This window comes from Streptomyces sp. NPDC060366 (genome assembly GCF_042725135.1).
Taxonomy (GTDB): domain Bacteria; phylum Actinomycetota; class Actinomycetes; order Streptomycetales; family Streptomycetaceae; genus Streptomyces.
Genome location: NZ_JBHXDC010000032.1, coordinates 37,863 through 51,523, shown reverse-complemented (window position 1 = coordinate 51,523; position 13,661 = coordinate 37,863). Strand labels below are relative to the sequence as shown.

At 70.4% G+C, this 13,661-nt stretch carries 13 protein-coding genes and 1 pseudogene; 11 read left to right on the top strand and 3 right to left on the bottom strand.

What is annotated here, in order from left to right; translation table 11 throughout:
- From ACFWHU_RS37280 to ACFWHU_RS37235, 10 genes and pseudogenes are all read left to right on the top strand, one after another.
- Positions 1-141: pseudogene (locus tag ACFWHU_RS37280) on the top strand (type III polyketide synthase); the annotation flags it as partial.
- Positions 142-221: 80 nt separating this feature from the next.
- Complete coding sequence (locus ACFWHU_RS37275) at positions 222-1,808, top strand: class I adenylate-forming enzyme family protein (protein ID WP_387230643.1); 1,587 nt, start codon at positions 222-224, stop codon at positions 1,806-1,808.
- 132 nt (positions 1,809-1,940) lie between these two features.
- Complete coding sequence (locus ACFWHU_RS37270; protein WP_387230641.1) at positions 1,941-2,951, top strand: methyltransferase; 1,011 nt, start codon at positions 1,941-1,943, stop codon at positions 2,949-2,951.
- A gap of 120 nt (positions 2,952-3,071) precedes the next feature.
- Positions 3,072-3,560 carry a PhzA/PhzB family protein gene (locus ACFWHU_RS37265; RefSeq protein WP_385801134.1) on the top strand — a complete coding sequence of 163 codons (489 nt, stop codon included), beginning with the start codon at positions 3,072-3,074 and terminating at the stop codon, positions 3,558-3,560.
- 62 nt (positions 3,561-3,622) lie between these two features.
- Positions 3,623-4,831 (top strand): 3-deoxy-7-phosphoheptulonate synthase, encoded by a 1,209-nt coding sequence (locus ACFWHU_RS37260; RefSeq protein ID WP_385801225.1) that lies wholly within the window; start codon positions 3,623-3,625, stop codon positions 4,829-4,831.
- Positions 4,828-5,451 carry an isochorismatase family protein gene (locus ACFWHU_RS37255; protein ID WP_385801136.1) on the top strand — a complete coding sequence of 208 codons (624 nt, stop codon included), beginning with the start codon at positions 4,828-4,830 and terminating at the stop codon, positions 5,449-5,451. The genes ACFWHU_RS37260 and ACFWHU_RS37255 overlap by 4 nt, the downstream gene beginning before the upstream one ends.
- Positions 5,448-7,355 carry an anthranilate synthase family protein gene (locus tag ACFWHU_RS37250; RefSeq protein WP_387230638.1) on the top strand — a complete coding sequence of 636 codons (1,908 nt, stop codon included), beginning with the start codon at positions 5,448-5,450 and terminating at the stop codon, positions 7,353-7,355. Before ACFWHU_RS37255 ends, ACFWHU_RS37250 begins: the two co-directional genes overlap by 4 nt.
- A 54-nt stretch (positions 7,356-7,409) precedes the next feature.
- Complete coding sequence (locus ACFWHU_RS37245) at positions 7,410-8,246, top strand: PhzF family phenazine biosynthesis isomerase (RefSeq protein WP_385801140.1); 837 nt, start codon at positions 7,410-7,412, stop codon at positions 8,244-8,246.
- The gene (gene phzG, locus ACFWHU_RS37240) at positions 8,239-8,940 is read left to right on the top strand and encodes a phenazine biosynthesis FMN-dependent oxidase PhzG (RefSeq protein ID WP_385801142.1); all 702 of its coding nucleotides are present in this window, start codon (positions 8,239-8,241) and stop codon (positions 8,938-8,940) included. Before ACFWHU_RS37245 ends, phzG begins: the two co-directional genes overlap by 8 nt.
- Before the next feature lie 50 nt (positions 8,941-8,990).
- Positions 8,991-9,497, top strand: coding sequence for a PhzA/PhzB family protein (locus ACFWHU_RS37235; RefSeq protein ID WP_385801145.1), 507 nt, complete (start codon positions 8,991-8,993; stop codon positions 9,495-9,497).
- A 77-nt stretch (positions 9,498-9,574) separates the two neighbouring features.
- On the opposite strand, the gene wrbA is transcribed toward ACFWHU_RS37235, so the two are convergent.
- From wrbA to ACFWHU_RS37220, 3 genes are all read right to left on the bottom strand, one after another.
- A complete protein-coding gene (wrbA, locus tag ACFWHU_RS37230) occupies positions 9,575-10,198 on the bottom strand; it encodes an NAD(P)H:quinone oxidoreductase (RefSeq protein ID WP_385801147.1) in 624 nt (207 codons plus the stop codon).
- 246 nt (positions 10,199-10,444) lie between these two features.
- The gene (locus ACFWHU_RS37225) at positions 10,445-11,602 is read right to left on the bottom strand and encodes a DegT/DnrJ/EryC1/StrS family aminotransferase (RefSeq protein WP_387230635.1); all 1,158 of its coding nucleotides are present in this window, start codon (positions 11,600-11,602) and stop codon (positions 10,445-10,447) included.
- Positions 11,603-11,616: 14 nt separating this feature from the next.
- Positions 11,617-12,174 (bottom strand): cupin domain-containing protein, encoded by a 558-nt coding sequence (locus ACFWHU_RS37220; protein WP_387230633.1) that lies wholly within the window; start codon positions 12,172-12,174, stop codon positions 11,617-11,619.
- 546 nt (positions 12,175-12,720) lie between these two features.
- On the opposite strand from ACFWHU_RS37220, the gene ACFWHU_RS37215 reads away from it, so the two are divergent.
- Positions 12,721-13,608 carry a MerR family transcriptional regulator gene (locus ACFWHU_RS37215; RefSeq protein ID WP_387230631.1) on the top strand — a complete coding sequence of 296 codons (888 nt, stop codon included), beginning with the start codon at positions 12,721-12,723 and terminating at the stop codon, positions 13,606-13,608.
- The last annotated feature ends 53 nt before the right edge of the window (positions 13,609-13,661 follow it).

Genomic DNA, 13,661 nt, shown 5'->3' with positions numbered 1-13,661 from the left:
GCGCGCCGGCTTTTCGAGGAAGACACCCCCGCACCGCATGCCACCGGACTCATCGCCGGCTTCGGCCCCGGCATCACCGCCGAAATGGCCCTCGGTCACTGGCAGACCGACACACAACACACCACCACCCACCACGCCTGACGTACGGCCGGCCCCGCACCCCGCGTACGGCACCCGACGACCCCAGGACCCCGCAGTGTGCTCCGAAGGAGACAGTTTCCATGAAGGGCTCTACAGCCTATAAATCGATTCAGAAGCGCGGTCTGCACATCGGCCTTCTGCCGGAGATGGCCGCGGCGGTGAATCCGTCGACGCCGATCTTCCTGGACCATGACCTGGGCGTCTTCCCGGAGGCGGGACGGCGTCTGACGGTGGCCCGGTACGCCGCGTACGTGGATGATCTGGCGGCCCGTCTGTGGGCGGCCGGGGTGCGGCCCGACGAGCGGGTGGTGATCTACAAGACGGCCAACGCCGACCACTGGATGCTGGCGGCCGCGGTGTCCCGTCTGGGCGGCGTCGTCGTGAACCTGTCGCCGGCCCTGGACGCCACGACCGTGGGTGTTCTGCTGGAGCGGGTGGGCCGGCCGACGCTGCTCACCGACGGGGCGAAGCTCGAGGTCCTCGCAGAGGTCCCGCTGGCGGACCTGACCCGGCGGGTGATCACCCCGGCCGGCGAGGGGCCGGGGACGGTGTCCCTCGCCGGGCTCGCGGGTGCGCCACGGATCAGGCCGAGGGTCCGCCCGGTCGACGAGGCCGCGGTGATCACCCACACCTCCGGCACGACGGGGATTCCCAAACTGGTGGTGCACACCCCTCGTACCCAGGGGCTGCGTCTGCTGCCGCAGTGGCGGCTGCTGTCGCTGATGCGGAAGAAGGAGACCGTCGCGATCCATGTGCCGTTCGTGCACTCGCGGATGGTCGCGGCGATGTCCCTGGCGCTGCTGAGGGAGTACCCGGTGCTGCTGATGCGCGAGACGGACCCGGCCGCTGTCGCCGAGCAGTTCCTGCGGCACCGCCCGGTGCTGATCGAGGCGCTGCCGAACTCGCTGATGGAGTGGGAAGGGCTGGCGGACGACCCCCGGATGCCGTTCGCTTCGGTGAAGGTCTTCAGCGGCACCTTCGACGCGATCCATCCGGGGACGATGAGCAGGCTGCTGAAGTCCTCCGCCCGGCGCGGGGCCCTGTTCTTCCAGATCTACGGGCAGAGCGAGGTCGGCCCGGCGGTGGGGCGCGCCTATTTCCGCCGCTCCGCGCACAGGGCGAACGGGCGGTGCGTGGGCTGGGCCATGCCAGGGGGCGCCGCGCGGATCCGCGTGGTGAGCCGGGACGGCGACGTGCCCTCGGAGAAGAATCCGGGGTTCATCGAGGTGGCCTGGGACGGGCTGGCGAAGACGTACTTCGGCGAGCAGGAACGCTACGACACCAACCGCAGCGGCCAGTGGTGGCGGACGGGCGATGTGGGCTACCGGACGAGGTTCGGCTGCCTGCACATGCTCGACCGGGAGGTCGACATGATCCCGGGGGTGCGCAGCTCGCTGGAGATCGAGGACGTGGTACTGGGCAAGCTGGACGGGCTGACCGAACTGGTCGTGGTCCAGGGGGCGAACTCCGAGCCGGTGCCGGTGGTCTGCACGGTCGACGACAAGCCGCTCGACCTCGACAGCTGGCGGGCGGCCGCGGCCGGCTTCCCCCAGCTCGCCGACCCCGTCCAGATCCCGAACGCCGAACTGCCCCGAACGGCCACCTTGAAGGTGCAACGGCTCGCGCTGGCCCGCCGGTTCGGACAGCGGCCGGACCAGCGGGCGTGAACCCCCGTCACCCGACACCCCGTCACCCCGCCGCCGCGGCGGCGGAACCAACCTCCTGAAAGGGCCAATGCCTTGACACCGGAAGCCACGCTCGCACGATTCCGCGAGTACATGGTGGGACCCTCGCGGTTCATGAGCCTGCTCTCCTGCTTCGAGCTCGGCATCATCGACAAGCTCCGGGACACCCCGGGCCTGACCGCGGCCGAGCTGGGCGACGCCGTCGGCGCCAAGCCGGACGCGGTGGAGCAACTCCTCTTTCTCCAGGTCAAGGAGGGCTTCGTCGCCCACGACGAGAAGTCCGGCGGCTACACCCTCGACGCACTCGCGCACGTCGCCGGCACCGACCTCGACCGGGCACTGCGCTACATGAACCTCATCAAGGTGACGGCGCTGCGACAGCTGTTCTACCTCACCGAGAGCGCGCGGACCGGCACCGTCGTCGGCCTCAAGGAGCTCTACGGGGCCGAAGGCACCCTCTACGACGCCGTCGCCGACCACCAGGACCTGAACGACTCCTGGCTCAGGCTGATGAACACCGTCACCGCCAACATCGACCCCTGGTTCTTCGGCAGCATCGACATCCCCGCCGGCGCCCGGGTGCTCGACCTCGCCGGCAACACCGGCCTCGGCGCGATCCACACCTACAGGTACAAGAACTCGCCCGGGCTCCGGGTGACCACCTTCGACCTGCCGGAGAAGGAGAACGACGCTCTGGCGAACTTCCGTGCCGAGGGCCTCGAAGAACACCTCTCCTTCATCGGCGGCAACGTCTTCGACGAGATCCCCCGCGGATTCGACGCCGTCCTGATCAAGCACTTCCTCGACATGTTCGACCGGGACGACGTACGCAGGATCCTCGACGGCGCCAACAAGTCGCTCGAGATCGGCGGACAGGTCCACATCCTGGTGCCGGTGTATCCCGAGGACATCAAGAACGCCGACAACTACAACGTCGACTTCTTCCCCGCGTTCTTCATCGGCTGCACCATGGGACAGGGCGGTCCGCAGAAACTGTCGGTGTATCAGCGCTGGCTGGAGGAAAGCGGCTTCAAGGTGACGAAGGCGGTCACCAAGGACCCCTCCGAGATCCCGCCGGACGTCATCCCCGTCCAGGCCGTCATCTCCGCGACGAAAGTCGCGTAACCAGCCGGCTCCGGCCGTGCCGCACACCAGAAAAACCCTCTGTGCCGGAGGCCCGGCGGGGGCCTCCGGCACCCGCTTCCCCCATTCACCCAGATTCCCCCAGACACCCAGGGAGCCGCTGTGTCCGAAAGCGTCATCTCCGACGAATTCACCGACCGGGCAAAAACACGATCCGGCAACCGCGCCGTCGTCGAGCGGTACATGAACACCAAGGGGCAGGACCGGCTGCGCCGCCACGAACTGTTCACCGAGGACGGCAGCGGCGGTCTGTGGACCACCGACACCGGCGCCCCCATCGTCATCAACGGCAGGGACCGGCTCGCCGATCACGCCGTCTGGTCACTGGAATGCTTCCCCGACTGGGAGTGGTACAACATCACGGTCTTCGAGACCCAGGACCCCGACTACTTCTGGGCGGAGTGCGACGGACACGGGAAGATCCGATTCGGCGACTACCCCGAAGGCTATTACGAGAACCACTTCCTGCACTCGTTCGAGTTCGAGAACGGAAAAATCAAACGGCAGCGCGAATTCATGAACCCGTTCGAGCAGTTGCGGGCGCTCGGTATTCCCGTCCCGGAGATCAAGCGCAAGGGAATCCCCACCTGACGGGAACCCGGACCCGACAGACACGGCATCACCGCCGGATCGGAGCACTCATGAAGGACGCCGTGAAAGACGTCATACGGGAGATTCGTGTCCGGGAGGCACTGCAGCAGCCCCAGTGGAGCGACTTTCTCCAACTGAGCAGAGTGAGCCGGACAATCGCCGCCCGCCCCACCCTGGTGCGGTCCGACGACGTGGCCACCATGCGAGCCCTGCTCGGCAAGGTGGCGCTCGGCGAAGCCATGGTGGTCCAGTCCGGCGACTGCACCGAGGACCCCGAGGACTGCACCCCCCACCGGGTGGCGCGCAAGGCCGCGACGCTCGAGGTCCTCGCCGGAACCCTCGGCCTGATCACCGGCAAACCCGTCCTGCGCGCGGGCCGTATCGCCGGCCAGTTCGCCAAACCCCGCTCCAGCCCCACCGAGGACATCGACGGTCTCGCCCTCCCCTCCTTCCGCGGCCACATGGTCAACGGCCCGGAACCGGACCGCGAGAGCCGCCGCGCGGACCCCCTGCGCATCCTCACCGGATACATGGCCGCGAGCGACATCGTCGAACACCTGGGCTGGCGCGAACGCGCCGCGGGACGCGACGTCGTGGAACCCCTGGTATGGACGAGCCACGAGGCACTGCTCCTCGACTACGAGATCCCCATGCTCCGCATCGACGAACAGGGAAGACTGTTCCTCGGCTCGACCCACTGGCCGTGGATCGGCGACCGCACCCGCCAGATCGACGGCGCCCACGTCGCCCTGCTCCGCCAGGTGAGCAACCCGGTGGCGTGCAAGGTCGGCCCCACCATGGAACCCGGAGAACTGCTCGCCCTGTGCGAGCGGCTCGACCCCTGGCGCGACCCCGGAAAACTCACCCTCATCGCACGGATGGGAGCCGACCTCGTCGCCGACCGGCTGCCACGCCTCGTCGAAGCCGTACGCCGCGCGGGCCACCCCGTCATCTGGCTCACCGACCCGATGCACGGCAACACCGTCACCGCGCCCAGCGGCCACAAGACACGCCTCGTGGAGACCCTCTGCCTCGAAGTCACCCGATTCGTCGCGGCCGTACGCGGCGCGGGAGGCGTCCCCGGCGGACTGCACCTGGAGACCACACCGGACGACGTCACCGAATGCGCCACCACCAAGGACGACCTCGACTCCGTGGGCGAGCGCTACACCTCGTACTGCGACCCCCGCCTCACCCCGTGGCAGGCCGTGTCCGTCATCTCGTCCTGGGACAGCCCGAGCCACCGGCCGAGCCAGGATCTGGAGCCATGACCGGCATACCTCCCATCCCCGCGTACCCGCTCCCCACCGAGGGCGACCTCCCGCCGGCCGCCGTGACCTGGAAAGCCGAACCCGACCGGTCCGTCCTCCTCGTCCACGACATGCAGCGCTACTTCCTCAAGCCGTTCCCCGAACCCCTGCGCCACCACCTCATCAGCAACGCGGCGCACCTGCGCGACCAGTGCGCCCGGCTCGGCATCCCCGTCGCCTACACCGCCCAGCCCGGCGGCATGACCGACGACGAACGCGGCCTGCTCAAAGACTTCTGGGGCCCAGGCATGCGCGCCGCCCCCCAGGACCGCCAGACCGCCGACGCACTCGCACCGGCCCCGCACGACTGGCTGTTCACCAAATGGCGCTACAGCGCCTTCTTCAGGACCGACCTGCTCCAGCGGATGCGCGCCGCACGCCGCGACCAACTCCTGCTGTGCGGCGTCTACGCCCACGTCGGAGTCCTCGCCACCGCCGTCGACGCCTTCACCCACGACATCCAGCCGTTCCTCGTCGCCGACGCCACCGCCGACTTCTCCCAGGACTACCACCGCTCGGCCCTCACCTACGCCGCCGAGCGCTGCGCCCGCGTCACCACGGTCAAGGGGCTCTTCACATGACACACACCGATCTGCTCGACCAGGTACTGAACGACCCCTCACAGCCGTTCGCCCTGCTGCACCGGCCCGCCACCACCGGCCCCGGCGTCGTCGAGGTACTGACGGGCACGGTGTCCCGCCCCGCCACCCTCGCCGGCATCCCGCTGCCCCCGGCACCACCCCCCGGCACCGGCGCACACCACGAGGTCCTCGCCGTCATCCCCTACCGGCAACTGGCCGAACGCGGCTTCGACTGCGCCGACGACGGCACACCGCTGGTGGCGATGACCATCACAGACCGCGAGCAACTGCCCCTCGACGAGGCACTGGCACGCATCCCCGACATACCGACGACACTGGCCGGCGCCCACTTCGACATCGACGACGACGCCTACGAGGACATGGTGCGCCGCATCGTCAAGGAGATGATCGGCACGGGGGAGGGCGCGAACTTCGTCATCAAACGCACCCTCGTCGCCGACATCACCGACTACGGGCCGCTCAGCGCCCCCGCACTGTTCCGCCGGCTCCTGCGAGGCGAATCCGGCGCCCACTGGACCTTCCTGATCCACACCGGCACCCGGACCCTCGTCGGCGCATCACCCGAGCGCCACGTCAGCCTCCGGGACGGCACGGCCGTCATGAACCCCGTCAGCGGCACCTACCGCTACCCGCCCTCGGGCCCCACCCTCTCGGGCGTACTGGAGTTCCTGGACGACCGCAAGGAGACCGACGAGCTGTACATGGTCCTCGACGAGGAACTGAAGATGATGGCCCGGATCTGCACGGCGGGCGGAAGGGTCACGGGCCCCTACCTCAAGGAGATGGCCAGGGTCGCCCACACCGAGTACCTCATCGAGGGCCACACCGACCACGACGTACGCGACATCCTGCGCGAGACGATGTTCGCCCCCACCGTCACCGGCAGCCCGCTGGAGAGCGCCTGCCGCACCATCACCCGGTTCGAACCGGCCGGCCGCCAGTACTACAGCGGCGCCGCCGCGCTCATCGGACGCGACGACACCGGCGCGCGCGTCATGGACTCGGCGATCCTGATCCGCACCGCGGACATCAGCCACGAAGGACGCATCGGCATCGGCGTCGGCGCCACCATCGTGCGCCACTCCCACCCCGCCTCCGAGGCCGCCGAGACCCGCGCCAAGGCCGCCGCACTCGTCGCCGCGCTGGACGCCGGAACAGAAAGACGCTTCGCCGACCACCCCAGCGTCCGCCGGGCACTGGGACTGCGCAACGACTCCATCGCCGGCTACTGGCTCTCCGACGCCACGGCCCGCACCTCGGCCCGCCCCGAACTGGCCGGACGCCGCGTCCTGGTCGTGGACGCCGAGGACACCTTCACCTCCATGCTCGACCAGCAACTGCGCGCCCTGGGACTGCGCGTGACGGTCCGCCGCTTCGACGAGGACTACACCTTCGAGGGACACGACCTGGTCGTGATGGGCCCGGGACCGGGCGACCCGCGGGAGACCGCCCACCCCAAGATGCGCCACCTCCACACGGCCGTGGACACACTGCTGCGCGAACGCCGCCCCTTCCTCGCCGTGTGCCTCAGCCACCAGGTCCTCGGCCTCAGGCTCGGCCTGCCGCTGCACCGCCGGGCGGTGCCCAACCAGGGCGTACAGAAGCGGATCGACATGTTCGGCACCCCCGAACACGTCGGCTTCTACAACACCTTCGCCCTCGTCGGCGAACACGACGAGTTCACCGCCCCGGGCCCGGGCCGGGTCCGCGTCAGCCGGGACCCGGCCACCGGAGAGATCCACGCCCTGCGCGGCCCCGGTTTCGCCTCGATGCAGTTCCACCCGGAGTCCGTCCTCACCCAGGACGGGCCGCGCATCGTGGGCACCGCCCTGGCCGCCCTGGCCGCCCTGACCGTGCCGGACCGGATCCCCGGCCCCGCCTGACCCGCGAGCCCCCCCGGGAGTACCGGCCGGGCCCTACGACCAGTGGGAGAACAGATGCACCAGTACGTCGTCGTCGACGCGTTCGCCCAAGTACCGCTCACCGGCAACCCCGTCGCGGTGTTCTTCGCGAGCGACGACCTGACCACCGAACAGATGCAGCGCATCGCACAGGAGATGAACCTCTCGGAGACCACGTTCGTACTCCAGCCCCGGCAGGGCGCCGACGCCCACGTGCGGATCTTCACCCCCGTCAACGAACTCCCCTTCGCGGGACACCCGCTGCTGGGCACCGCCATCGCCCTGGGCGCACACACCGACGCGGACCACCTGCGGATCGAGACCGCCATGGGCATCATCCCCTTCGAGCTGGAACGCGCCGACGGGAAAGCCGTCTCGGCCCGCATGCGCCAGCCGGTGCCCGTGTGGGAACCCTTCGACCGCACCGCCGAACTCCTGGAGGCCCTGGGCATCGGCGAGTCGACACTGCCGGTGGAGATCTACCGCAACGGCCCGCGCCATGTCCTGGTCGGCCTGGAAAGCGTGAAGGCACTGTCCGAACTGGACCCCGACCACCGCGCCCTGGCCCGCTTCCCCGACATGGCGGCCAACTGCTTCGCCGGCTCCGGGACCCACTGGCGCAACCGCATGTTCTCGCCCGCGTACGGAGTCGTCGAGGACGCCGCCACCGGCTCCGCCGCCGGCCCCATCGCCATCCACCTCGCCCGCCACGGCCTCAGCACCTACGGGCGGCACATCGAGATCACCCAGGGCGTCGAGATCGGCCGCCCCTCTCCCATGGGCGCACGCGTCCACGGCGAGGGCGAACGCGTCGACTCCGTCGAAGTCGCCGGCCACGGCGTCCTCACCCTGCAAGGAGTGCTGCATGTCTGATCCGTCGACGCCGGACACCACACCCGCGAAAGCCGCCGGCGGCGGGCGCGCCGGCACCCGCTCCGAGACACTCACCGCCACCACCGAGACGCACTTCCCCGAATTCTTCGCACCGCCCCCCGAACCGATGGGGCTCCTCACCTCATGGCTGGAGAACAGCGTCACCCACGGGGTGCGCGAGCCCCGCGCCCTCGCACTGGCGACCGCCGACGCCCAAGGCCGCACCTCCTCCCGCATCGTGGCGATCAACGCGGTGACCGACGACGGAATCGTCCTCATCACCCACTCCGGCAGCCGCAAGGGCCGGGAACTGGCCGAGAACCCGTGGGCCTCCGGCGTCCTGTACTGGCGCGAGACCAGCCAGCAGATCACCCTGGCCGGCCCCGTACACCTGCTGCCCGACGCCGACGCCGAGGCCCGCTGGTTCGCACGGCCCCTGTTCACCCACGCCATGACCACCGCCTCCCGCCAGAGCCGGCCGCTGGAGGACCTCGGCCAGTTCGACGAACTGCGCGCCAGAGCCCTGGAACTGGGCACCCCGCAGCGGCCCCTGCCACGCCCCGCGACGTTCGTGGCCTTCCGGCTCGAACCCGCCTCCGTGGAGTTCTGGGCCAACGGCACCGACCGGCTGCACGAGCGGCTGCGCTACGACCGCGAGGGCGACACCTGGCGGACCAGCCGGCTCCAGCCCTGACCCCCACCACCCACCGCCGACCACCCACCGCCGACCCGCCGGGAGGCATCATGACGTCATCCCCCTCCACCCAGCCCGCCACCCGCACCGCGGTGTTCACCGACCACCACGACCTGAGAGCACGCAACCGGCAGGCCGTGGAACGGTACATGGAGACCGGCACCGAGGCACGGCTGCGCCGCTACACCCTCTACACCGAGGACGGCACCGCGTCCCTCTTCTACACCGACACCGGCGGGCCCATCACCGTCCGGGGCCACGAGAAGCTGAAACGGCACGGCGAGCTGTCCCTCGAGGTGCTGCCCGACTGGCGGTGGACCGACGTGCGCCTCTACGAGACACAGGACCCGGCCGCCGTGTGGGTCGAGTGCGACGGTCAGGGAACGATCCGCTTCCCCGGCTATCCCGAAGGCCGCTACCGCAACCACTTCATCCACCGCTTCACCCTCAGCGGCGGCCGGATCGTCTCCAGCCGCGAGTACACCAACCCGGTCGAGCACATGCGCTCGCTCGGTATCGAGACCCCGCACATCGAACGGAGCTGGATCCCCACCTGACGTGCCGACGGAAAAGAGCCCGGCCGCACCTGTCCGGTGCGGCCGGGCTCACACGCTCCGTCCCCCCGGGGGCGGCATCACACGGCGGCGCGGCCCTTCTTCAGGGCCGCCGCCGTGTCGGTGACACGCTGCGCCTGGTAGCGGGCCGCCTGCAGGGTGTCCTGGCCGGGCGGTACCTGGTGGCCGGGGGCGCCGGTGACGTGGGAGGTGCCGTAGGGGTTGCCGACCCGGAACTGGACGGGGTCGGTGTAGCCGGGAGGCACGATGATGCCGCCCCAGTGGTAGAAGGTGTTGGACAGCGCCAGGATGGTCGATTCCTGCCCGCCGTGCAGGGTGCTGCTGACGGTGAACGCGGAGTAGACCTTCCCGGCGAGTCTGCCCTGGAACCACAGGGGCCCGGCGGTGTCGATGAAGGCACGGAGCTGGCTGGCGGGATTGCCGAACCGGGTGGGGGTGCCCAGCAGGACGGCGTCGGCCCAGTCGAGGTCGTCCAGGGACGCCTCGGCGATACCGGCGTGGTCCTCGCGGTACCGGGCCCAGGCCGGGTTGGAGCCGACGGCCGCGGCGGGGGCGGTCTCGGCGACACGGCGGACCCGCACGGTGGCCCCCGCCTTCTCGGCGCCCTCGGCGGCGGCGTGCGCCAGGGTGTGTACATTGCCGGTCGCGCTGTAGTAGATGATCGCGACGTTCACGGATTCCACGGCGAGTGCTGTCCCTTCCTGGTTGCTCGTCCGCCGGCACGGCGGGCCGCTGCCGGCGCCCGCTGCCGGCCGGGACGAGGTGGCTGTGCGGCGGAAGTCCGGGAGCGCCCCCCGGTACACGGCCGGCGGACCGGTCCCGCGCGGGCCCGTGCCCTCCGCAGGCGTCCGAGTGTCCGCCACCGCACTTGAGGTCCGGTCGAGCCCGTCCGGTCGAGCCCCTCCGGGCGCCGCCCGCACACCCCTCTTCTATGCCGCCCCGCCCGGGGTCCGGGACGGCCCCGAGTGGGCCCGGACCGCGCTACGCAGGGCCGTCGCGACGCGTTCGACCTGGTCCATGGTGAGTTCGGCGTGCATGGGTATGGCGAGATGGCGCTCGAAGAGGTCCGCCGAGACCGGGCACGTCTGCTTCGACTCGAAGACGGGCTGACGGTGCGAGGCCCATGTCCCGTGCCCGCAGCCGATGCCCTGGCCGCGCAGCTCGGCGGCGACCGCCGCGCGGTCCGTGCCCGCGTCCAGCGCCACCAGGTAGGACTGCCAGGCGTGGGTGCGGTCCGCGGGCACCCGGGGGAGTGTCAGGAGCTCCTCGCCGGCGAGGAGTTCGGCGTAGCGTGCCGCGACAGCGCCGCGCCGCTCCAGGAATTCACCGAGGCGGCTCAGCTGGACCTGAAGAATCGCGGCGGCGATGTCGGACAGTTTGTAGTTGTAGCCGATCTCGGTGAACGTCGAGATCGGCAGGCCCACGACCCGCGCCTGGTCGAAGATGCTCGTGATGCCGAAGGACGACCGCAGCCTGGCGTGCGCCGCGACCGCCGGGTCGGCGGCCAGCAGCGCCCCGCCCTCTCCGCTCGTGGCGCCCTTGCGTCCGTGGAAGGACAGGCAGGCCACCGGGGCCAGCGCGCCCGCCGGCCGCCCCTGGTAGGTGGCGCCGACCGAGCAGGCCGCGTCCTCGACGACGAACAGGCCGTGGCGCTCGGCCAGCGCGTTGAGTTCCGCGTAGTCGGCGGGCAGGCCGACGGTGTCGACCACGATCACACCCACCGTCCGCGGTGTGATCAGATCGGCGACCGACCGCGGGTCCACCGTCGCGGTGTCGGCGCGCACATCGGCGAAGACCGGCACCGCGTCGAGGTACCGCACCGCGTGCGCGGGTGCCGGGAACGAGTAGTCGGAGACGATCACTTCGTCGCCGGGCCCCACGCCCAGCGCCAGCAGGGCCAGATGGAGCGCGACACCGCAGTTGCTCAGCGCGACCGCGCCGGCCACTTCGAAACGCTCGGCCAGCTGGGCCTCCAGCGCCTTGCCCCGGGGACCCTGGCCGGCCGGCCAGCCCGAGGCGAACACCTCGGCGACAGCCGCCAGTTCCTGCTCGCCCAGGCTGGCGTGGACCAGGGGAATACTGTCCATGGTGGTCATCTTCGTCACGCTCCGCGCTCTGTGGCCGGCCGGGAAGGAACGAGGGTGGGGGGTTCGTAGCGAAGCGGCGTTATCTGGCTGACGTCGTAGCGCCGGCGCATCCGCTCGACGGCCTCCGGGTCCACCGGCCCGCCGGCCGCCCAGATCTCCGCGATCTCCTCGAAGTAGAACTCGTGGTACGGCGACGGATAGCACTGGAACAGCATGCGGGCCGGCTTGTCGGAGACGTTCCTGAACGCGTGCGGGGTGCTCGGCGGAACGAACATGAAAGCACCCTCGTTCGCCTCGACGGCCCTGTCCCCGTCGGGGGACTCCCAGTCGTGCCAGGAATCCCCGGTACGCCGGGTCGGCTCGAACGCGAGAAGCTGCAACTGCCCTTCCAGCACGTAGAAGAACTCCTGCGAATCCTTGTGGACGTGCGCCCCGACATCGAATCCGGGCGGCACCACCACTTCGAAGACCGAGAGGGAGGAGCCCTGCGCCTTGGTGGCCTTGAAGGTCACCTCCTGCGCCTTTGTGGTCAGCTTCCGCCCCCGGCCGGGGGGAACGATGAGGCCGGTCATCCGATTCGCTTCCTTTCGTGCCGCGTTTCGCCCCGCGGCCGTCGTCGGTGGTGTGGGTGGTGGTGTGGGGTGTGCCGGTGGCCGAGGGGCACTCCGGCGGTGATACCGGGGCCGAAACCGGCGATGCCGCCGTGCCCGGTGAGGTGGCCCGGCCGCGGCGGAGGACTGTGCGGCCGGCGCCGGGGAACGTGGCGGGGCCGTCGAGGATGCGGGGGCCGCCGGCGCGGACGATGGAGAAGCCGGGGGCCGGTGCCGGCACGCTGCGACGTCGTGTCCCGGGGAGCCGCGACGAACGCGGCACTCAACTCACCCTGCTGAAAAGGATTTTGGGCAGGGGAGGCGTGCAGACAGAGTGACACGGCCGCCACCGGCACGCCAAGATCTCCATAAAGTGACGTGAGTCACTCGATATGGGTCGCCCGGCGAGGCGGCCGGCAGAAGGTGCGGGGAGCCCCGGCCGCAGGTGCGGGTGCGGGTTTGCACCTGCCGTAGCGTCATGTGATCAGGTGGAGCTGTCCCCGTTCGTACGTGAAAGGTCCTTCACCGATGCCCATGTCCTTCTTCGTGTCGCGACAGTCCAAGATCGGTGACGTGGCGGCCCTCGTGGGCACGACACCGCGGGCGATCCGGCACTACCACGACATGGGCCTGATCCCCGAGCCCGGACGGGGCGGCGACGGCCGCCGCCGCTACGGCTTCCAGGACGTGGTCCGGCTGCTGTGGATCCGGAAGATGGCCGACGCGGGAATCGCCCTGGACGACATCCGTGAGGCCTTCACCACCACCGGGACCGTGGCCGGGACCGGCGAAAGTGAGGGTGACGGCATCGAGGCCACCCTGGCCCGGCTGGAGGAGGCCCTCGCCGCCCAGGAGGCGGAACTGGCCCGCCGGCGGGCCGGCGTGCGGCGGATGCGTGCCGAGGGCAGCCGGATGGGCCTGCTCTCCGAGGCGGTCACCGGCCGTCTGAAGAATCTTCCCGAGGGCTCGCTGCGCCAGGCGGACCTGGACACCCTGCTCGTCACCGAGCGGATCTTCGGCCCTCTCGGCGCTGCCGTGCAGGCATCCCGGTTCATCGCGCTGGCCACCCATCCCGAACTCCGGGCCGAGTCCGACCGCGTGGACACCGCCGAGGAAGCACTCGACGACACCGTCGCCGTCGACGACCCGCGCGTCGCCGGGACGGCCGCCCGGCGCCACGCCTTCGAGAAGACCCTGATGGCGATGATCGAAGAGTCAGGGATCGCGGACGACGAAGCAGCCCTCCTCGACGCCCTGGACGCCGCTCACGCCCAGGAGGCCGAAGACACACCGGAGTTGGATGCCAAGGATGGTGGCATGAGCGCGTTCGAGGCGGTCACCAAGCTGCCCCACGACTTCTCCCCGGCCCGAGTGCGCTGCGAGGAACTGGCCCAGGAACTCGCCACCCGCGACTGAACGCCCGCCCCCGAGCCGCGCATGCCAAGAGACATGCGGCGCGGGCTCCCCGG